Origin of the sequence: Actinomyces procaprae, assembly GCF_004798665.1 — a bacterium.
Lineage (GTDB): Bacteria > Actinomycetota > Actinomycetes > Actinomycetales > Actinomycetaceae > Actinomyces > Actinomyces procaprae.
This window is the reverse complement of sequence record NZ_CP039292.1, coordinates 2,194,249-2,208,104: the sequence shown is the minus strand read 5'-3', so window position 1 is coordinate 2,208,104 and position 13,856 is coordinate 2,194,249. Positions and strand designations below refer to the sequence as shown.

Genomic DNA, 13,856 nt, shown 5'->3' with positions numbered 1-13,856 from the left:
GTGGCTGCGGGGCCCGTAGTTTGAGTGGGCTGCGTGCGCCAGCCGGAGGGGCGGGTGGGTCTTGCGCCACCCTGGTTGGACCGCTCACTTCCCGATGGACCGCTCACGCCCCGTTGGACCGCTGTAACCGGCGGCTACGGCGGTCCAACGGGGGGACAGGGGTCCAACGGGGGGACAGGGGTCCAACGGGGGGCACAGGGGTCCAACGGGGGAACAGGGGTCCAACTGGCGGGCTTGACGGCCACGCGCACAGACACCCGGCCGCGCACCCCCGCCCAAAAACCCACACAAAGGGACCTAAGCGCAGGTTTGCGGGTGGGTGGGGTGACCGGGTGGCGGTTTGCGTGCGCGTCTTGGTCGCGCCCGTCGGTGTGTGTGGTGCCGGTGACCGGGTGGCGGTTTGCGTGCGCGTCTTGGTCGCGCCCGTCGGTGTGTGTGTGTGTGGCCGGTGGTGGCGGTGAGTGCGAGAGCTCCCGGGATGTGGCGAGAATGACGTTGCCGGGACCCGATGGGGAATGGCCCGTGTGCGCGGGCCGCGGCTACACTCACCGCCACAGGCGCAGACCCGGCCATCACCGGTGAGCCTCCGGAAGAACCGGCTCCGCCCCGGCGGAGTCCCCAGTAGAACCGGACGGGACAGCCCGTCACAGCTGCGAATCGAGCGGTCCGTCCCCGGCCCAGCCGGAGCGGGCAAGCGAGGTGGTACCGCGGTGCGGTCCTCGTGAGCCGACGTGTCGGCCGGCGGGGCGGCGTCGTCCTCGTGGATCCCGCGCCCCAACGGGCGCAAAAGACTACGAGTGAGACGCGAGGCAAGACCACATGGCTGAAGAGCCCACCGGCACCGAGCACACGGGCGCCGCCTTCTACCCCCTGCACCACCCCGGCCAGAAGGTCGAGCCGTCCCCCTCCTTCCCTGCCATCGAGGAGGAGGTCCTGGCCTATTGGAAGCAGGACGGCACCTTCCAGGCCTCCATTGACGCGCGGTCGGCCACGGATGACAACGGCCACTCCAACGAGTTCGTGTTCTACGACGGGCCTCCCTTCGCCAATGGCCTGCCCCACTACGGGCACCTGCTGACCGGCTACGTCAAGGACGCGGTCGGCCGCTACCAGACTCAGCGCGGCCGCCGGGTCGAGCGCCGCTTCGGCTGGGACACTCACGGTCTTCCCGCCGAGCTCGAGGCGCTCAGCGAGCTCGGCATCGACGACGTCACCGAGATCACCCGCCCCGGCGGGCTGGGCATCGAGAAGTTCAACGAGGCCTGCCGCACCTCCGTGCTGCGCTACACCAAGGAGTGGGAGGACTACGTCACCCGCCAGGCCCGCTGGGTGGACTTCGAAAACGACTACAAGACCCTGGACCCCACCTACATGGAGTCGGTCATCTGGGCCTTCAAGACCCTGTACGACAAGGGCCTGGCCTACCAGGGCTACCGGGTGCTGCCCTACTGCTGGCACGATCGCACGCCACTGAGCAACCACGAGCTCAAGATGGACGACGACGTCTACCAGGACCGTCAGGACAACACCGTCACCGTGGGCCTGCGCCTGGAGCGCCGTCTGGACACCACCCGCCCGGACGCCGCCCCCGAGCTGGCCCTGATCTGGACGACCACGCCGTGGACGCTGCCGTCCAACTCCGCGGTCGCCGTCGGAGCGGACATCGACTACGTGACCGTGCACGTGGACGCGGACCTGGACTCCCCGGTCGCCGGGCAGGACGTGCTGCTCGCCCGCGATCTGCTGGGCGCCTACGCCCGGGAGCTGGGGGAGGACCCACAGGTGCTGGCCGCCTACAAGGGGGCCGACCTGGTGGGCGTGCGCTACACACCCATCTACGACTTCTTCGACGACGCCGCCCACCGCGCCGAGGGCGCCGCCCCCGGTGCCGCCGCCTGGCAGATCATCGCCGCCGACTACGTCACCACCACCGATGGAACCGGCCTGGTGCACCTGGCGCCCGCCTTCGGTGAGGACGACATGTACACCTGCCAGGCCTACGGCGTCGGCACGGTCATCCCCGTCGACGAGGGCGGAGTGTTCACCGGTGAGGTGCCCGACTACGTCGGCATGCACATCTTCGACGCCAACAAGCCGATCGTCACGGACCTGCGTGACGGCTCCGGTCCGCTGGCCCGCCGCGATGCGGCCGTGCGCGCGGTACTGGTGCGCCAGCAGTCCTATGTGCACTCCTACCCGCACTGCTGGCGCTGCCGTAAGCCGCTGATGTACAAGGCCGTCTCCAGCTGGTTCGTCAAGGTGACCGCCATCCGCGACCGCATGGTGGAGCTCAACCAGGAGATCAGCTGGGTTCCCGGTCACATCAAGGACGGCATCTTCGGCAACTGGCTGGCCGGCGCACGCGACTGGTCCATCTCCCGCAACCGCTTCTGGGGCGCGCCGATCCCCGTGTGGATGAGTGACGACCCCGCCTACCCGCGCACCGACGTCTACGGCTCCTTCGCGGAGCTGGAGAGGGACTTCGGAGTGGAGGTCAAGGACCTGCACCGGCCCTTCATCGACACGCTCGTGCGCCCCAACCCGGATGACCCCACCGGCAGGTCCATGATGCGGCGGATCCCCGATGTGCTGGACTGCTGGTTCGAGTCCGGCTCCATGCCCTTCGCACAGGTGCACTACCCGTTCGAGAACGTGGACTGGTTCGAGTCCCACAACCCCGGCGACTTCATCGTGGAGTACATCGGGCAGACCCGCGGCTGGTTCTACACGCTGCACGTGCTGGCCACCGCCCTGTTCGACCGGCCCGCCTTCACCACCTGCGTCTCCCACGGCATCCTGCTGGGCGACGACGGGCAGAAGATGAGCAAGTCCCTGCGCAACTACCCCGACGTCCAGCGGGTCTTCGACCGCGACGGGGCCGACGCCATGCGCTGGTTCCTGCTTTCCTCCCCGGTGGTGCGCGGCGGGAACCTCGCCGTCACGGACCGGGCGATCCGGGACACGGTCCGGCAGGTCATGCTGCCGCTGTGGAACACCTGGTACTTCTTCAGCCTGTACGCCGCCCAGGCCGGGGACGACGGCGCCTGCTACCTCACCGACGGCGTGGACCTGGACGACTCCTCACTGTTCGGGGCCAAGGGCTCCCTCGACGTGATGGACCGCTACATCCTGGCTCGGGTCAAGGACCTGGCAGACACGGTGGCCGCGCAGTTGGACGCCTACGACGTAACCGGCGCCACCCATACGGTGCGTGAGTTCATCGACGTGCTGACCAACTGGTACCTGCGCACCTCGCGCTCGCGCTTCACGGATGGCTCCGCCGCAGTCGCCCGTCCTGCCTTCGACACGCTGGCCACCGTGCTGCGCGTGCTCATGCAGGTGATTGCGCCGTTGGCGCCGCTGCTTGCGGAGGAGATCTACCGCGGGCTGACCGGGGAGCGCTCCGTGCACCTGACCGACTGGCCCGCGCTGCCCGCGCATGTGGCCGATCCGGCGCTGGTGACCGCCATGGATGAGGCGCGCGACGCGGTCTCCGCCGCCCTGAGCCTGCGTAAGGCCGACAAGCTGCGCGTGCGGCAGCCGCTGCGCACCCTGACCATCGCCACCGCCGACCCCGCGGGCCTGGCACCCTTCGCGGCGCTGATCGCCGAGGAGGTCAACGTCAAGCAGGTGCGGGTGGTGGACGCCGCCGACGCCGGCTACGAGCAGCGCGAGGAGCTGGCCCTGAATCCGCGCGCCTTCGCGCCGCAGGTCCGCAAGCTCACCTCCAAGCTCTTTGCTGCCGTGAAGGCGGGGGAGTGGGAGGTCACCGCTGACGGTGATGTCCGCTTCGAGACGGTTCTGCTCGACGGCGTCCCGGTGGTGCTGGAGGCCGAGGACTCCGCCTTCACCCTGTCCACTCGCATTGAGGTCAGCGACGACGCCCTGTCCGCCACCGTGCTGCCCTCGGGCGCGTTCGTGGTGCTGGATACGGCGCTCGACGACGACCTGGAGGCGGAGGGCTGGGCCCGGGACCTGGTCCGCCTGATCATGGACGAGCGCAAGTCCGCCGGGCTGAACATCGGCGAGCCGGCGCGTGCGGTTGTGACGGTCCCGGCCGACAAGCAGGCGTGGACCGGTGCGCACCTGGATCTGATCAAGCGTGAGGTCAGTTGCGTGGAGCTGGATGTGGTTGCCGCGGACGTGGCGGATCCCAGCGCAAGCGTAGCGCGCGCCTGACTTCGCCGACGCGGGCCGACGGGGCGCCGACCGCCTATTGGGCGGGTCGGCGCCCCGTCGACTTGCGGGAGAGGCGGCGACCGCACCGGGGTTAGGCTGCACCTATCAATCATGCGTTTATAATTAGCTTGTTCTTAATGGTTGATTAGTTGTGCTGCTTTGGCGGTAGAACCGTGACCGCCGCGCCTGTGAAACGGGTATGCGAGCACGATAGCCTTTGCTGTGCGAACAGATCGCACCCGAGAAAAGAAGAGTCCGCCAGGCCCTGACGCGACTCTCCGTCCCTGACCCGATTCACCCCACCTGGATCTGCCGGGGTTTCTCACTCCCTGCCGGGCTTCCGCCCGTCGAGGTTGTTCCATTAAACGTGGAGGAATCGGTGACTCGCAAAAGCCCGTCGCTGCGCCGCCCCATCACCCCTGCGGAGCAAATCGATAACAATGACGAGCACAGGCCGCTCGTCTCAGTGATTGTGCCCGCCTACAACAGTGAGCGGCACATAACCCAGGCGCTCGCCTCCATCCTGTCCCAAACCGTGGAGGACCTGGAGGTGCTGGTGGTGGACGACGCCTCCCGGGACCGTACACTCGCCCTCGCCGAGCGCTGCGCCGCCCGGGACCCCAGGGTGCAGGTGCTCGCCCAGACCACTAACCAGGGCGTCGCCCGGGCGCGGAACCGGGCGCTGGCCCGGGCGCGTGGCCGCTACATCGCCTACTTGGACGCCGATGACCAGTGGGAGCCGCGCAAGCTCGAGCGGCAGCTCGACTTCCTGGCCGACGGCGCACTGGGCGCCTGCATCACCTCCTACGAGACGATCGAGGAGGACGGGGCCCACCGCAACTACGTGCACGTGCCCCCAGTGATCGACTATCGCGGCTTCCTGAAGAACACGCTCACCTGTACGCTCACGATCCTGTTTGACACCGCCGTCATCGATCGCTCCCTGCTCGTGATGCCGGACCTGCGGCGCGGCCAGGACGCGGCGACCTGGCTGCAGGTGATGAAGCACGGGCATCTTATTTACGGCCTGGACGAGTGCCTGGCTAAATATCGGAAAACTGCCGGCTCACTGTCAAGCGACAAGGTCAAGGCGGTGAAGCGGACCTGGAATCTGTATCGCAATGTTGAGGGGATCTCTCGGCTCTATTCCGCCTACTGCCTGTCCTGGCAGCTGTACCACGCGGTTATGAAGAGGAGGAAAGACGTATGACTGTTAAGGACATGACGCGCTCGTTGCTATCCGGAAGGGCGGAGGCGGGGCTGCGCCACCGGATCTACCGGCACAACTGCTCCCTGCCTCCACACCGCTACCGCACCGAGCTGCTGCGGTGGTATCGGCTCTCCACCGGGCACAGCTGCAACCTGGACGATCCGCGCACCGTGGGTGAGAAGATCCAGTGGCTCAAGCTCTACGACTCCACTCCGCTCAAGGGTCGGCTCGCGGACAAGTTCCTTGTGCGCCAGTGGGCCGCTCAGCGTATCGGCGCCGAGCACCTCGTTCCCCTGCTGGGGGTATGGGATCGCGCCGAGCTGATCGACTTCACCGCCCTGCCGCCCGCCTTCGTGCTGAAGACCACCCACGGGACCCGCTGGAACATCGTCGTGCCGGACGTGCGAAAACTGGACACGACGGCGGCCCGGCGCAGGCTGACGGCCTGGCTGCGCACTCGGGCGGCCATGACCGGAGGCTTCGAGCTGCACTACGAGTTCTGCCACCCGCGGATCATCTGCGAGCCGCTGCTGCGCGATGACAGCGGCGGCCTGCGTGACTACAAGGTCATGACCTTCAACGGTCAGGTGCAGTTCGTCGTCTGCGTCTCCGGCCGCTTCACCTCCGGGATGTCGATGCGCACCTATCTGCCCGACTGGAGCCCCGCACCGTTCCACTACGGCGGGGACCCGGGCCCGGCTGCGGCGCTGCCGCGGCCCGCGGGGCTGGACAGGATGCTGGAGGTGGCCCGCGAGATCGGGCGCGACTTCGCCCTGGCACGAGTTGATTTCTACGACGTCGACGGTCGTGTGTACCTGGGGGAGATCACCTTCACCGACTCGAACGGGCTTACCTGGTTCGCCCCCAGGCGCTACGACGTCATCCTGGGCGACCGCATCGTCCTACCTGCCAAGAAGCCCTTCCGGGGGGTGATGCTGTGATGCGTGTGAAGGACCTGGTCACGGGGGCTCTGCCCAAGGCCGCGTCGGGCTGGGTGCGTGAGGCCGTGTACCGCCGCAACTGCCACTTGGACCCCAGCCGCTACCGGCGCGAGCTTGAGCGCTGGTACCGGCTCTCCACCGGGCACCGCTGCAACCTGGACGATCCCCGTACCTTCACCGACAAGGCGCAGTGGCTCAAGCTGTACGACTCCACTCCCCTCAAGGGAAGACTGGCGGACAAGTTCCTCATGCGTGAAGTCGTCGCTCAGCGGGTCGGACCCGAGTACCTGGTGCCGCTGCTCGGGGTGTGGGACTCGGCCGCCGACATCAACTTCAGCTCCCTGCCCGGTCAGTACGTGCTCAAGGCCACCCACGGCTCGGGCTGGAACATCGTGGTGCCGGACAAGCGGCAGCTGAACCCGGTCCGGGCCCGTCGCGCACTGGCCGGCTGGCTGGGGCGGCGCATGGCCATGACCGGAGGCTTCGAGCTGCACTACGAGTTCTGCGAGCCGCGGATCGTCGCCGAGCAGTTCCTGCAGGACGGCGGCGAGGGCCTGCGCGACTACAAGTTCGTCGCCTTCGACGGCGAGGTCCAGTTCGCCTTCACCGTCGACGGACGCTTCGCCCACCGGCGCATGGCGACCCTCCTGCCCGACTGGACTCGGGCACCCTTCAGGTACAACGCCCGGCTTGAGGAAGAACCCGACCTGCCGCGCCCGGAGCGGCTGGAGGAGATGCTCTCCATCACCTCCGAGCTGTCACGGGGCTTCGCCCTGGCCCGCGTGGACTTCTACGAGGTGGCAGGGCAGGTGTACGTCGGAGAGATCACCTTCACCGGCTCCAACGGTCTGCCCCACTTCGACCCCGCCGCCTACGACACCGAGCTGGGCAGCCGCATCAGCCTGCCGCCGAAGCAGGCCTTCCAAGGGGTGATGCTCTGATGCCCAGCCCGGGACGAATCGGACTGATCGGACGCATCGACTCCGGAGGGGCGCTCACGGACGGGCAGACCGTCAAGACCCGCACCCTGTACCGGGGGCTGGTGTCCCGCTTCGGCGCCGAGCGGATCATCGCCGTCGACACCCGCGACTACCGCCACCGCGCACCCCAGGTGACTCGCGAGCTGCTGCGCTGCCTCGGCACATGCGACGACGTCATCGTGCTCCTGTCCGCCGGCGGCCGCCGCGCCCTGTTCCCGATCCTCGCGGTGGCTGCCCGGCTGGGCCGCAAACGCGTCTACCACAGCTTGATCGGCGGTCGACTGGCCGATGACATCGTCCGAGACCGCAGTGGGCGGCTGGTACGGCAGCTCAACTCCTTCGCCGTGAACTGGGTGGAGAGCCACGCCCTGGCGGACCGGCTGGGCGAACTCGGCGTGGGCAACGCCGTCTACCTGCCCAACTTCAAGGACCTGCCCGAGCTGCCGGCGGCCTCGCCCGTCCCGGAGCGCCGACCCGTGCGGTTGTGCACCTTCAGCCGCGTCACTGCCCGTAAGGGCATCACCAGCGCGATCGAGGCCGTAACCGCCATCAACGCCCGCGCGGGAGCGAACACCGCCGCACTGGACGTGTACGGCCCCCTCGACCCCGCCTACGCCGACGAGTTCCAGCGGCTGCTGGCCGTCCACCCGTCCGCCCGCTACATGGGCCAAGTGGCTCCCGACGAGGGCGCCCGGATCCTGCGCGACTACTACGCGCTGCTCTTCCCCACCCAGTGGCCGGGGGAGGGCGTTCCCGGCACCATCATCGATGCGATGGCCGCCGGACTCCCGGTGGTCGCCAGCCGGTGGCCCTACTACGGTGAAATGCTGCAGGACGGCGTCACCGGGTTGAGCTACGACTACGACCACCCCGAGCAGCTGCACGACACGCTGCGCCGATTCCTCGACCTGCCCGAGGCGCAGGTCGCCGCCATGCGGCAGGGCATGCGCGACCGCGTCGCCGCCTACTCCTCCCAGGAGGTAGTCGGGGAGATCATCCGCACCATCGAGGCAGGCTCCTGCGCCCCGCAGGCACAGCCGGCTCCGCCCGCCTCACAACCCCGGGTGCTGCTGGTGGTGCACGGGCTGAACACCGGTGGAGCCGAGACCATGGTGGCGACCCTGGCCGCCGAACTGGTGGCCGCGGCGGTCCCGGTGCGGGTGGTGTCCCTGCACGGGGCGGACACGGATGTGGGCGCGCGCATGCGGGAAGCCGGCATCGACGTCGTCGCCATCAACAAGGCGCCCGGTCCCGACCCCCGGACCATCCTCACGCTGCGCCGCCAGATCCAGGAATTCGCCCCCACCGTCGTGCACACTCACCTGCCGGTGCTCCAGTACGTGATGCCGGCCGTGCGCCTGTCCGGCACCGGGGCCCGCGTCATCCACACGGTGCACAACCTGGCCGCCAAGGAGACGCGACGCAGCGTACTGCGGCGCCTCAACCGCCGTGCCTTCACCCACGGGGTAATGCCGGTGGCGCTCACGGAGCAGGTTCAGGACTCGGTGTGCCGCGAGTACGGGCTGGAGCCCGACGCCGTACCGATCGTGGGCAACGGCGTCGACATCGAACGCTTCCGCTGCGAGCCGCGCACCGGCGGCGACGGCGTGGTGCGCCTGCTGTGCGTCGCCCGGATGGTGCCGGCGAAGAACCACGCCCTGCTGCTGGAGACCATGGCAGAGATCAGGCGCTCCGGCATGGACGCCTCCCTCACGCTCGTCGGTGACGGGCCGTTGCGCGGACGGCTGGAGACTCAGGCCCGCGCCCTCGGCCTGGCCGACCGCGTCCACTTCGCCGGAGTGCACCGCGACCCCGGACCCTTCTACCGGGACGCCGACCTGTTCGTGCTGCTGTCCGACTACGAGGGGCAGCCCATGAGCCTGATCGAGGCCATGGCGGCCGGCCTGCCGGTAGTGGCCACGCCGGTGGGAGGAGTGCCCGACGTCGTCGTCGACGGCTTGAGCGGGGTCCTGGTTCCGCCCAACCCCCAGCGGGCCGCCGACGCCATCCGGGCCACCTGGGAGGATCCGGCCCGCTACACCCTGCTCAGCAACGGTGCAGCGCGCAGTGCCGGGGAGCACTCGGCTCGCACCATGACGGAGAAGTACCTTGAGCTCTACCGCTGAGATCGTCCCCATCGCCTGGAAACAGGTCGGCCCCCCTGCCGCGGGCGCCGCTGCGGTGAGCGCGCGACGCATCACCGAACGCGCCTACCCGCTGCGCTACCTGGGGCTGGTGGTGCTGTGCCTGATCCTCATGAAGCCCATCCTGGTGGACCAGGACCCATCCCTGGCGCCGCTGGTGAAGGCCGCCACCGCGGTAGTCTTCTCCGGCCTGGTGCTGGCGCACCTGCTGCGCCGCCCGCCCCTGTCACCCGTCTTCCTCCTCTTCGTCTTCTACCGCCTGGCCTTCCTGCCTCCGACCCTGTATCACGGCGGTGACCTGCTCAACTGGGGCTACGCCACCGTCGCCCAGGTCTCCCTGTTCCTGCTCATCGAACTGCACGCCGACGCCGGGCCGGACGCACGGCGCCGGCTGCTTCGGGTCATCGCCGATCTGCTGCTGGCCTATCTGGTGATCAACTACCTGATGATCCTGACCGGCACTTCCCGGACCTTCACCATGGACGGCCAGTTCGCCCAGCCCTCCTACCTGCTCGGCATTCGCACCCGGGTCACCGACTGCATCTTCACGGCCGTGCTGGTGTCGGCGCTCTACGACTCCGGCTCATCGCGTCGCATCGGCCGGCGCACGCTGCTGGCGCTTGCCATCGGGGCGGTCCAGATCATCTCCCTGCAGGTGGCCACCGCCGCCGTCGGGGCGGGCATCGGCGTCGTCTTCTACTGCCTGGCCCGCATGCAGCCGGATGGCGGCGGACGCGGGCTGGTGTCCATGCGGGGGATCACCGTCATGGGACTGCTGGTGAACGTGCTGGTGGTCGGGGCGCGTATCCACGTCCACTTCGCCGCGCTGCTCGGGCACCTGTTCGGCAAGTCAGTGACCCTGACCGGCCGCACCGACCTGTGGGACGCCGCCTTCCCGATCCTGGGCGAATCGCCCCTGTTCGGCTACGGCATCAACTACAGCTTCGGCGCCTTCATCCCCGGCGCCAGCGGCCTCGCCTGGCAGGCGCACAACCAGTACCTGCAGCTCATGTACGACGGCGGAGTGGCGGCCGTGTGCCTGTTCCTCCTCCTGCTCCTGACGGCCGGCGCCCACGTGGACCGAACGTCCTTGAAACCCCGCGCGCGCGCCGTCTTCATCGCCGTCTACGCCGCCATGTCGATCATGATGGTAACCGAGATCTACACCTACAACATGGCGCTGTTCTACCTGATCCCCTTCCTGGGCGCCCGGGCGGGACGGCTCACGGGCAGCGCCGACCACGAGGGGAGCCGGTCCCGATGAGCAGCTCCCCCCGTGCGGTCAACAAGCGCCGTCCCAGGCTGAAGTCCGGCACCTCCACCGACTCGCTGCTGCTGGCCGCCGTCAAGATCGTCACGCTGGCCTCAGCGATGGTCAACACGATGATCCTGTCCCACAGCCTCTCCCTGACCTCCTACGGGACCTACGCCCAGGGCGTGCTGCTGGTGGCCGTCTGCTCGGACGGGACCATCCTGGGGATGGTGGACGCGGTCAACTACTTCTTCAACCGGGGCGGGCCGAATGCCTCCGCCCGCGACTACGTCCGCACCATCCTGGGCCTGCAGACGGTCATCGGCCTGGTGACGGCGGCCGTGCTGGTGGCGGCGCGCGGAGCGATCAGCGGCTACTTCTCCAACCCGCTGCTGGAACCACTGATCGTCCTGCTCGCCCTGCGGCCGATGCTCACCAACATGATGAGCATGCTGCAGGTGCTGGTCGTGTCGATCGGCAGAGCCCGGGCCATCGCCGTGCGCAACCTGGGATTCTCCGCGCTCAAGCTCACCGCCGTGCTCATTACCGCGTTGGTGACCTCCTCCATCGCGGTGCTCTTCATCATGCTGCTCGCCCTCGACCTTGCGTCGGTGCTGTGGTTCTGGGACTGCTTCCGCCGCTGGAAGTACCTGCTGCTCCCCACACGCCCCCGCTGGGCACTCACGCGGGACATCCTCGGGTTCGCCCTGCCCATGGGCGTGTACGTGATGACCTCATCGGTCATGCGGCAGGTCGGTGCACTCGTGATCGGCATGCACGAACCCACCGAGCGCTACGCGGTCTACGCCAACGCCTCCACCGTGCTGCCCCTGGACGTCATCCCCGCATCCTTCCTGACCGTCATCATCCCCATCGTCACCCGGTACCTCGGAGCCGGCCGCAAGGACCTGGTCCGCCGCCTCTTCCGCAACTACCTCGCCGTCGGCTACCTGACCACGGTGACCTTCTGCGTCGCCGCCATGGTGGTAGCCCCCGAGGTCATTCAGGTGCTGTACGGGGCGCGCTACCTGGGCGGGCTCGCCGTATTCCGCCTCTACCTGATCACCACGATGGTGCGCTTCGCCGGCCTGTCACTCATCCTCAGCGCGGCCGGACGCACCCGCACGCTGATGGCCGTGTCCCTGGTCGCCATCGCCGCCAACATCGTGGCCTGCCCGACGCTGTACGCGCTGCTCGGATTCGTGGGGCCGGCCGCCGCATCCGTCGCGGTCAACCTGGTGATGACCCTGACGCTGCTGCGGCTGAGCCTGAAGGAGATCGACGGCGGCCTCGCCTCCGCCTTCGACGTCCGCACGCTGGGGCGCTACGTGCTGACCACCGCCGCGGCCGCCCTGGGAGGGCAGGCGCTGCGCATGCTCCTGCACACGCTGGGGGTTCCGGTGCTGGGAGTCGCGGTGGCCGTACTGTGCGGCGTCTCCGCAGCCGTCCTGCTGCTCAACCGGGGGGCCGTGATCACCTCATTGCGGGAGATAAACGCCATGAAATGACAACCCGCCGGCCCGCCGCCAGGGGCCGGCCCCGAACCTAGGCCGCCCGAGCATCCCGGTGCCGGGCGGGGCCGCAAGCCAGTAAACGATCAAATGACGAACAACAGGAGCCGACCATGAATGAACTCAGCCCCGCACCCCACGCACGCCCCCATCCGACCGGGCGCGTCGTCGGCACCCCGCGCCGGCGCCCGACAGGGAGGTCAGGCGCATGACGCTGGCAGACATCCTCGCGCTGACCCGGCGCTGGGCCTGGCTCCTGGTCCTGGCCGCGCTGGTCGGCGGCGGCCTCGGCTACGCCGTCGTGCGGCTTTCCCCCGTGACCTATACGGCCACCGCCACGGCCTATGTGCGCGTGGAGCCCGGCGTCGTCGACCAGAGCGGCGCGGCCCAGCAGTACGCGGCCGAGCAGCTGGCCATCAGCCAGGCCGAGTCACTGGTCCCCGTGATCACCTCCCCGGTGGTTGCCCAGGCGGTGGCCGAGTCCCTCGGGCTGGACAGCTCCCCCGCGGCGCTGGCCGATGCCCTCACCGCCACCCACACCGCCGACACCCACACGCTGGTGATTACGGCGCATGCGGAGTCGGCCGCGCTCGCACAGCGCATGGCCGACGCCGCCGTCACCCAGACCGCCGCCGTGCTTGAGAACCTGGAGGGAACTCAGGCACCGGTAGAGGTGGTGCTGATGTCCTCGGCCGAACTCGATGATGTGTCGCGCTCGCCGTCGTCCAGCCGCACGGTCGCCGCAGGCGCCGTCGGCCTTCCGGTGCTGACCTACGCAGTCGTGCTGCTCGCCGCCGTGCTGGGAACCCATCCCCGGGAACCAGCGAGTGCTGACGTGGCCGAGCAGGACGCCGCCGACGCAGCCCACCCCTGAATCACCACCTAGTCTTCTGGAAGTCCCCATGACCCACTCAACCGTTCCCCTGGCCTCAACACCTTCCACCCCCGGGAGCAGGAGGGCGCCGCTCGGGCGCAGCTCCCGTGAAGACGCGCAGTCACCTCCGCCAGTCGCTACCTCGGTGGCCAAACGCATCTTCGACGTGACCGCGTCGGCCCTGCTCATTGCGGCCCTCACGCCGGTCTGGCTCGTCGTCCCCCTGCTCGTGCGCAGGCAGGACGGCGGCCCCGCCCTGTTCCGGCAGACCCGGATCGGTCTGAACGGGCAGGAGTTCCAGATGTGGAAGTTCCGCACCATGCGTGTGAACGCCGATGCCGAGCTGGAGCGGCTGCTGCGCGAGCAGAACCGTCTCGACAAGCCCCTGTTCAAGGTTGAGAACGATCCCCGCATCACGCGTCTCGGCAGAATACTGCGGCGCACCTCCATCGACGAGCTGCCGCAGCTGTTCAACGTGTTGCAGGGCACCATGAGCCTGGTGGGGCCACGCCCACAGATCCCCAGGGAGGTCGCCATGTACGACGCCGTGGCCGCCCGCCGGCTGCGGGCCAAGCCGGGCATGACCGGCCTGTGGCAGGTCAGTGGACGCTCCCTCCTGCCGTGGGAGGAGGCCATCCGCCTGGACCTGTTCTACGTGGACAACTGGACGCTGCTGCTGGACCTGAAGATCCTGTGCCGGACCGTCAAGGTGGTGCTGGCCCAGGAGGGCTCGGGGTGATGCGGTGCCGAGCGCCGCGGCGGCGC

General features: G+C 68.8%; 9 protein-coding genes. All 9 read left to right on the top strand.

Translation table 11 applies throughout. The annotated features are described in order from the left end of the window. Nucleotides 1-819: 819 nt before the first annotated feature. The 9 genes from ileS to E4J16_RS08860 all read left to right on the top strand — a co-directional run bounded on the left by ileS (nucleotide 820) and on the right by E4J16_RS08860 (nucleotide 13,830). The gene (gene ileS, locus E4J16_RS08900) at nucleotides 820-4,179 is read left to right on the top strand and encodes an isoleucine--tRNA ligase (RefSeq protein ID WP_136313791.1); all 3,360 of its coding nucleotides are present in this window, start codon (nucleotides 820-822) and stop codon (nucleotides 4,177-4,179) included. A gap of 379 nt (nucleotides 4,180-4,558) precedes the next feature. Further along, nucleotides 4,559-5,389 carry a glycosyltransferase family 2 protein gene (locus tag E4J16_RS08895; protein WP_240038091.1) on the top strand — a complete coding sequence of 277 codons (831 nt, stop codon included), beginning with the start codon at nucleotides 4,559-4,561 and terminating at the stop codon, nucleotides 5,387-5,389. Continuing rightward, the gene (locus tag E4J16_RS08890) at nucleotides 5,386-6,330 is read left to right on the top strand and encodes an ATP-grasp fold amidoligase family protein (protein WP_136313790.1); all 945 of its coding nucleotides are present in this window, start codon (nucleotides 5,386-5,388) and stop codon (nucleotides 6,328-6,330) included. The genes E4J16_RS08895 and E4J16_RS08890 overlap by 4 nt, the downstream gene beginning before the upstream one ends. Continuing rightward, nucleotides 6,330-7,271: an ATP-grasp fold amidoligase family protein gene (locus E4J16_RS08885; protein ID WP_136313789.1), complete on the top strand. Its 942-nt coding sequence runs from the start codon at nucleotides 6,330-6,332 to the stop codon at nucleotides 7,269-7,271. The genes E4J16_RS08890 and E4J16_RS08885 overlap by 1 nt, the downstream gene beginning before the upstream one ends. Beyond that, entirely contained in the window at nucleotides 7,271-9,436 is a 2,166-nt protein-coding gene (locus E4J16_RS08880) for a glycosyltransferase family 4 protein (RefSeq protein ID WP_136313788.1), read from the top strand. The genes E4J16_RS08885 and E4J16_RS08880 overlap by 1 nt, the downstream gene beginning before the upstream one ends. Next, the gene (locus E4J16_RS08875; RefSeq protein WP_136313787.1) at nucleotides 9,420-10,718 is read left to right on the top strand and encodes an O-antigen ligase family protein; all 1,299 of its coding nucleotides are present in this window, start codon (nucleotides 9,420-9,422) and stop codon (nucleotides 10,716-10,718) included. Before E4J16_RS08880 ends, E4J16_RS08875 begins: the two co-directional genes overlap by 17 nt. After that, nucleotides 10,715-12,214 carry an oligosaccharide flippase family protein gene (locus E4J16_RS08870; RefSeq protein ID WP_136313786.1) on the top strand — a complete coding sequence of 500 codons (1,500 nt, stop codon included), beginning with the start codon at nucleotides 10,715-10,717 and terminating at the stop codon, nucleotides 12,212-12,214. The genes E4J16_RS08875 and E4J16_RS08870 overlap by 4 nt, the downstream gene beginning before the upstream one ends. A 211-nt stretch (nucleotides 12,215-12,425) precedes the next feature. Then, the gene (locus E4J16_RS08865) at nucleotides 12,426-13,091 is read left to right on the top strand and encodes a YveK family protein (RefSeq protein ID WP_136192298.1); all 666 of its coding nucleotides are present in this window, start codon (nucleotides 12,426-12,428) and stop codon (nucleotides 13,089-13,091) included. Between the two features lie 28 nt (nucleotides 13,092-13,119). Next, nucleotides 13,120-13,830, top strand: a complete 711-nt coding sequence (locus tag E4J16_RS08860; protein WP_136313785.1) for a sugar transferase — start codon at nucleotides 13,120-13,122, stop codon at nucleotides 13,828-13,830. Nucleotides 13,831-13,856: the final 26 nt, after the last annotated feature.

What these genes read in the sequence shown, in the direction of transcription:
- E4J16_RS08890 (WP_136313790.1), top strand. Translation starts at nt 5,386, where the DNA reads ATGACTGTTAAGGACATGACGCGCTCGTTGCTATCCGGAAGGGCGGAG.
- ileS (WP_136313791.1), top strand. Translation starts at nt 820, where the DNA reads ATGGCTGAAGAGCCCACCGGCACCGAGCACACGGGCGCCGCCTTCTAC.
- E4J16_RS08885 (WP_136313789.1), top strand. Translation starts at nt 6,330, where the DNA reads ATGCGTGTGAAGGACCTGGTCACGGGGGCTCTGCCCAAGGCCGCGTCG.
- E4J16_RS08860 (WP_136313785.1), top strand. Translation starts at nt 13,120, where the DNA reads ATGACCCACTCAACCGTTCCCCTGGCCTCAACACCTTCCACCCCCGGG.
- E4J16_RS08880 (WP_136313788.1), top strand. Translation starts at nt 7,271, where the DNA reads ATGCCCAGCCCGGGACGAATCGGACTGATCGGACGCATCGACTCCGGA.
- E4J16_RS08870 (WP_136313786.1), top strand. Translation starts at nt 10,715, where the DNA reads ATGAGCAGCTCCCCCCGTGCGGTCAACAAGCGCCGTCCCAGGCTGAAG.
- E4J16_RS08865 (WP_136192298.1), top strand. Translation starts at nt 12,426, where the DNA reads ATGACGCTGGCAGACATCCTCGCGCTGACCCGGCGCTGGGCCTGGCTC.